Origin of the sequence: Pseudomonas rossensis, assembly GCF_039888995.1 — a bacterium.
GTDB lineage: Bacteria > Pseudomonadota > Gammaproteobacteria > Pseudomonadales > Pseudomonadaceae > Aquipseudomonas > Aquipseudomonas rossensis.
The window spans coordinates 1-6331 of record NZ_JBBWCB010000212.1 but is presented as its reverse complement, the minus strand read 5'-3'; the positions used below and the strand labels follow the sequence as shown (position 1 = coordinate 6331).

The 6331-nt window shown below is 60.0% G+C and carries 7 protein-coding genes; 1 reads left to right on the top strand and 6 read right to left on the bottom strand.

Annotated elements, in window-relative coordinates:
* Positions 1 to 4: 4 nt before the first annotated feature.
* The 6 genes from WLY71_RS28960 to WLY71_RS28935 form a co-directional block, all read right to left on the bottom strand.
* The gene (locus tag WLY71_RS28960; protein WP_347806299.1) at positions 5 to 577 is read right to left on the bottom strand and encodes a HupE/UreJ family protein; all 573 of its coding nucleotides are present in this window, start codon (positions 575 to 577) and stop codon (positions 5 to 7) included.
* Between the two features lie 35 nt (positions 578 to 612).
* Positions 613 to 1227: an urease accessory protein UreG gene (gene ureG, locus WLY71_RS28955; protein WP_347806298.1), complete on the bottom strand. Its 615-nt coding sequence runs from the start codon at positions 1225 to 1227 to the stop codon at positions 613 to 615.
* A 36-nt stretch (positions 1228 to 1263) separates the two neighbouring features.
* Positions 1264 to 1938, bottom strand: a complete 675-nt coding sequence (locus tag WLY71_RS28950; RefSeq protein WP_347806297.1) for an urease accessory protein UreF — start codon at positions 1936 to 1938, stop codon at positions 1264 to 1266.
* Positions 1935 to 2435 carry an urease accessory protein UreE gene (gene ureE, locus WLY71_RS28945; protein ID WP_347806296.1) on the bottom strand — a complete coding sequence of 167 codons (501 nt, stop codon included), beginning with the start codon at positions 2433 to 2435 and terminating at the stop codon, positions 1935 to 1937. Before ureE ends, WLY71_RS28950 begins: the two co-directional genes overlap by 4 nt.
* Before the next feature lie 250 nt (positions 2436 to 2685).
* Complete coding sequence (locus tag WLY71_RS28940) at positions 2686 to 3318, bottom strand: TetR family transcriptional regulator (RefSeq protein ID WP_046044801.1); 633 nt, start codon at positions 3316 to 3318, stop codon at positions 2686 to 2688.
* Positions 3319 to 3474: 156 nt separating this feature from the next.
* Positions 3475 to 4029: a WD40 repeat domain-containing protein gene (locus WLY71_RS28935; protein WP_347806295.1), complete on the bottom strand. Its 555-nt coding sequence runs from the start codon at positions 4027 to 4029 to the stop codon at positions 3475 to 3477.
* A 387-nt stretch (positions 4030 to 4416) separates the two neighbouring features.
* Between WLY71_RS28935 and WLY71_RS28930 the strand changes: the two genes are divergently transcribed.
* Positions 4417 to 6331 (top strand): AsmA family protein (locus WLY71_RS28930; RefSeq protein WP_347806294.1); only part of this gene is annotated, 1915 nt, incomplete at its 3' end.

The following is a 6331-nucleotide window of genomic DNA, read 5'->3' as shown; positions in this document are numbered from 1 at the left end:
GAAATCAGCCCGCCAACAACCACACGCCAGTCGCCGCCGACGCTGCACCCGCCAGTCGAACCAATGGCGCCGCCGCTTGCGGCAACACCCGCACTGCTGCATAACCCAATCCATGCAGCGCAGCCGTCGCCGCTACAAAACCCGCCGCATACGCCCAAGGGCTCGACATCTGCGGCAACTCCAGCCCGTGCGCCACCCCATGGAACAGCGCAAACAAAGCGGTTGCCGCAACGGCGAGGCTCAACGGTGGACGCACTGCCAAAGCCACCGCCAGACCCAGCGCCAGCACCGACGCCGCAATCCCGCTCTCCAGCGCCGGCAGGTTCAGCCCTTCAAATCCCAGCAACCCGCCGATCAGCATGATGCCGACGAATGTGCACGGCAGCGCCCAGCGTGCAGCACCTTTCTGCTGCGCCGCCCACAAACCGACCGCAACCATTGCCAGCAAGTGATCGAGGCCTCCGATCGGGTGGCTGATGCCGGCGATCAAACCGTTGTCGCCATGCCCCGGGTGGGCGAAGGCGATGGCCGGGGTCAGCAGCAGGGCCATGGCGCCCAGAATGCGTTTAAGTGTCATGGATAAGCTTCCTTGTTGATAAAAGTTGATCGTGTTCACGCCGCTGTCAGCAGGCCCTGGCGTTCGATAAAGGCGATGATCTCTTCCAGGCCCAGACCGGTTTTCTGGTTGCTGAAAACGAACGGTTTGCCGTTGCGCATGCGCTTGGTGTCGCTGTCCATCAGTTCCAGCGACGCACCCACCAATGGCGCGAGGTCGATTTTGTTGATCACCAGCAGATCCGATTTGCAGATCCCCGGCCCACCCTTGCGCGGCAGCTTGTCGCCGGCCGAGACGTCGATCACGTAAATGGTCAGGTCGGACAGTTCCGGACTGAAGGTGGCAGACAGGTTGTCACCACCGGATTCCACAAGGATCAGGTCCAGCCCCGGAAAGCGGCGGTTCAGTTGGTCCACGGCTTCGAGGTTGATCGAGGCGTCTTCGCGGATCGCCGTGTGCGGGCAGCCGCCGGTTTCCACGCCGATGATCCGCTCCGGCGCCAGGGCTTGGTTGCGCACTAGAAAGTCGGCGTCTTCGCGGGTGTAGATGTCGTTGGTGACCACCGCCAGGTTGTAGCGGTCGCGCAAGGCCAGGCACAGAGCCAGAGTCAGAGCGGTTTTGCCGGAACCGACCGGGCCGCCGATGCCGACGCGCAGAGGTTGTGTGTTCATGTGCTACTCCAAAATAACAGGCCCAAAATAAAGGCCCTAGGAACGGAACAGACGGCTGTACTGGCGCTCATGGGCCATGCACGCCAGGGACAGGCCAAATGCAGCGCTACCATAGTGTTCGGGGTTGATTCGGGTGGCGTTCTGCTGAGCCTCTTGCAGCAGCGGCAGCAGTTCGCTGGTCAGGCGTTGCGCGGCTTGCTGACCCAGCGGCAGGGTTTTCATCAACACCGCCAGTTGGTTTTCCAGCCAACTCCAGAGCCACGCCGCCAGCGCGTCCTGGGGGCTGATATTCCAGGCGCGAGCGGCCAGTGCCCAGCCGAGTGCCAGGTGCGGCTCGGGACGTTGTTCGAGAAAGGCACGGGCCGGGGCATCAAGCTCAGGCAAACCGTTGAGCAGTTGCTGCAACGAATAACCCATCTGCCGACTTTCCTGATGCAGCTCGCGGGTTTCCCGGCTGGCGCGATGTTCTTCGCAGCGTTGCAGCAATTCACCCCAGTTTTCATCAAAGGCGGCCACACAATGGGCGAGCAGCAACGGCGCTTCGAAACGCGACAGGTTCAGCAGCAACTGATCGCTGATCCAGCGCCGGGCGCTATTGGAGTCGTTGACGCGGCCGTTATCCACAGCCATTTCCAGGCCTTGGGAATAGCTGTAACCGCCAATCGGCAACTGCGGACTGGCCAGGCGCAACAGCGCCCAGGCTGGGTTCATAGCCGCACGCCAAATTGGTGCAGTTTCGGCGGGTAGTTGAAGTCTTCATCGCCGTGGCGCGAATGATGATGGCCGCCGCCATAGGCGCCGTGTTCCGGTTGGAACGGCGCTTCGATGTTCTCGACCTTGGCCTCAAGCTGTTCGAGCATGGCCTTGAGCACGTAGTCGTCGAGCAGGCGCAACCAGCCGTCGCCGACTTGCAGGGCGACGTGGCGGTTGCCGAGGTGATAGGCGGCGCGAGTCAGTTCGAAAGCATTGGCGCAGGTGACGTGCAGAAGTTGTTCGGCCCGGGCGCAGACGCGCACGATGCGCCCGTCTTCGGCTTGCAGGCACTCGCCGTCATGCAGCGGTGGCTGACCGCGCTCCAAAAACAGCCCGACGTCTTCACCCTCGGCACTGAAACAGCGCAAACGACTCTTGCTCCGGGCTTCGAAGGTCAGGTGCAACTCGGCGGCCCAGACGGGTTGAGGGTCGATTCTGCGATGAATCACCAGCATCGGAAGGCTTCCAGCAATGGACAATGCTTAGGCTAGAGCAAGGGGCTTGCCAATCGGGTGATACGTAGGAAATGCCTGTCGGAGCTCCGTGAGTGTGCCAAGGCGTTACGGCAATTTGGGTGAATTTGGTGCGGTTCAGAGCTGCGCGCACCAAATTGCGGCGCACAAAAAAAGATCGCAGCCTTCGGCAGCTCCTACAGAGAAATGCGATCCATGTAGGCGCTGCCGAAGGCTGCGATCTTTTAGAGGGTCACTCGGTACTGCCGAGTCCCTGCCAATGCTTCAGTCCGATAAAGATAAAGCGCAACTGCTGGGTAATTTTCGCCTGCGGCGTCAGATGCTCGGGCAGCGCCTGCGCCGGCGGATCAATGATGTCCGGCAAGGTCGCAAACACGCTTTTAACAATCAGATCAGCCATGACGCTCAGGCCGGCGATGTCCAGGTGTTGCAGTTTCGGCATCAAGGACAAGTCGGCCGCCAGGTCCGAGCTGATGTCTTCGCGCAAGCGGCCAATGGCCAGCCGCACCGGCAGCGAGCCGCCGTACTGCTCGCGAGCGAGAAACAGGAACTGCGAGCGATTGGCCGTGACCACGTCGAGAAAGATCCGCACCGAGGCGTCAATGATGCCGCCCATGACGAACTCGTTGTGGCGCACCAGGCGAATGGTTTCGCGGAAGGTTTGACCGACTTCACTCACCAATACCAGGCCCAGTTCATCCATATCGGCGAAATGCCGGTAGAAACCGGTGGGCACGATCCCGGCGGTTCGGGCGACTTCGCGCAGGCTCAGGCTGCCGAATCCTCGGCCACATTCCATCAAGTGGCGGGCAGCGTCCATCAGGGCGTTGCGGGTCTGTTGTTTCTGTTCGGCGCGGGGCAGCATCGCAAGGGTGTTTTCTGGATAAGACAGCGGCGCACTCTAGCAAATCGGCTTTGCCGGCGTCGAATGACTATCGGGGAATCAAGCGGGGAAGTGAGGCATCTATAACGTCAAAAGCCCAATCCGGAGATTGGGCTTTTTTTCAGGGCCGCCATGGGCTCAGCTCAAAGCGCTGTTGCGTTCGATGACACGGTCACCACCACCTTCGGCCAGGGTCTGACCTTGTGGAGTGCGGTCGGAGCCATCAGCAGCCAGGGTCTGACCTTGTGGAGTGCGGTCGGAGCCATCAGCAGCCAGGGTTTGACCTTGTGGAGTGCGATCGGAACCATCAGCAGCCAGGGTCTGACCTTGTGGAGTGCGATCGGAACCGTCAGCAGCCAGGGTCTGACCTTGTGGAGTGCGATCGGAACCGTCAGCAGCCAGGGTCTGACCTTGTGGAGTGCGATCGGAACCGTCAGCAGCCAGGGTTTGACCTTGTGGAGTGCGGTCGGAACCGTCAGCAGCCAGGGTTTGACCTTGTGGAGTACGGTCCGAGCCATCCTGGGTGATCAGGCCTTTTTCTTTCAGGCGATCATTGCCACCTTCGGCGACGGTTTGGCTGAACACCGAGTGGGTGGATTTGACTTGTGGGGTCGCCTGGTCAGCAGCTGGCAGGGCGAAAGCCGTGCTGGCCAGCATTGAGAGGGTAAGGCTAAGCAGTAATTGGCGTTTCATGATTAGGTGCTCCGTAGGAGGGCGATAAAGTGGGTACGAGGGCAATGCTACTCTCGATAAGTCGATATAAAAGTTCATAAACGCAATGGTAATAATCAACGGAATTGATTGTTCCGTGAAACGGCTCTAAATCGGGCGTTTCCGGCGGACGTTTTTGCGCTGAGATGGGTATATTCCACTCACTTGCGCCTTGCAAAAGTGCGGGTCCGGTAACGCTGGATTGAGGGGGCATCCTGTCGCCGACCGATTATTTGAGCGTTAAGCGGCATTTCGGTTAAACCTGCGCGCCATTTCCCAGTCCTAGACTCCATGGCAGGCCGGTTCTGACCTAACGTTTCAAACGTGCGTCGCAGTCAGGGCGCTCAGTCGTATCAGGAGCCCTGTGCAATGACGCGCACTCGTAAAGTTTTTATCTGGACCCTCGCCAGCCTGGTTGTCCTGCTGGCCGTACTGGTTCTGATCATCGCGTTCTTCGATTGGAACCGGATCAAACCACCGCTTAACGCCAAAGTGTCCGAAGAACTGCACCGCCCGTTCGCCATCAATGGCAACCTCGCGGTGGTCTGGCAGCGTGAGCCCAACGAGGGCGGCTGGCGTGCCTGGGTGCCGTGGCCGCATGTTGTGGCGGAGGACTTGAGCCTGGGCAACCCGGACTGGTCGAAGAAGCCGAAGATGGTCACCCTCAAACGCGTCGAGTTGCGCCTCTCGCCCCTGGCCTTGCTGGCGCAGCGCGTGGTGATCCCGCGTATTGACCTGACCGAACCGAATGCCGACCTCCAGCGCCTTACCGACGGTCGCGCCAACTGGACCTTCAAGTTCGACCCCAAAGACCCGAACGCCGAGCCATCCAGCTGGGTGGTGGACATCGGTGCGATCGGCTTCGACAAAGGCCACGTGATCCTCGACGACCAGAACCTGAAGACTCAGCTCGACTTGATCATCGACCCGCTGGGCAAGCCGATTTCGTTCAGTGACATCGTCGGTGACAAAGCCGCGAAAACCGCGTCGGAGAAGGGTGCCGCGCCGCAGGATTATGCGTTTGCGCTGAAGGTCAAAGGCCAATACCACGGCCAGAAACTCGCGGGCGAAGGCAAGATCGGCGGCCTGCTGGCGTTGCAGGACGCGGCCAGACCGTTCCCGCTTCAAGCAAAAGTGAAAATCGCCGACACCCGTGTCGAACTGACCGGTACCCTCACCGATCCACTGAACCTCGGTGCCCTGGATTTGCGCCTGAAACTGGCCGGCACCAGCCTGGGCAATCTCTACCCGCTGACCGGCGTGACCCTGCCGGACACACCGCCGTACGAGACTGACGGGCACTTGATCGCCAAGCTGAATGAAGCGGGCGGCGCGGTTTTCCGTTACGAAGAATTCAACGGCAAGATCGGTCAGAGCGACATCCATGGCAGCCTGGCCTATGTTGCCAGCCAGCCGCGCCCGAAACTCAGCGGCTCGTTGCTATCCAATCAACTGCTGTTTGCCGACCTGGCCCCGCTGATCGGTGCCGATTCCAACGCCAAACAAAAGGCCCGTGGCGGTGAAAGCAAGCAGCCGGCGGACAATGTATTGCCGGTCGAAGAGTTCAAAACCGAGCGCTGGCGCGATATGGATGCTGACGTCGAGTTCACTGGCAAGCGCATCGTCCACAGCGAAAAACTGCCGTTCAACGATCTCTACACCCACCTGATACTCACTGACGGTGTGCTGAGCCTTGAGCCCCTGCGCTTCGGCGTGGCCGGTGGCAACCTGGATGCTCAGATTCGCCTCAATAGCCGAACCGAACCGTTGGAAGGCCGGGCCAAACTTACCGCACGCAAGTTCAAACTCAAGCAGCTGTTCCCGACCTTTGAGCCGATGAAAACCAGTTTCGGCGAACTGAATGGCGATGCCGACATCACCGGTCGTGGCAACTCGGTGGCCAAACTGCTGGGCACCGCCAATGGCAATCTGAAGATGCTGATTAACGATGGCGCTATCAGTCGTGAGTTGATGGAGCTGGCCGGGCTGAACGTCGGCAACTATGTGGTGAGCAAGATCTTTGGCGACAAGGAAGTGAAGATCAACTGCGCTGCCGCCGACTTCGACATCAAGACTGGTCTGGCGACTACGCGCCTGTTCGTCTTCGATACCGAAAACGCGATCATCTACATTGATGGCACCGCCAATATGGCGACTGAGCAACTGGACCTGACCATCACCCCGGAATCCAAGGGATGGCGCTTGATATCGCTGCGTTCGCCGCTGTACGTGCGGGGGAAGTTCATCAAGCCTGATGCAGGTGTGAAGGCTGTGCCGCTGATAC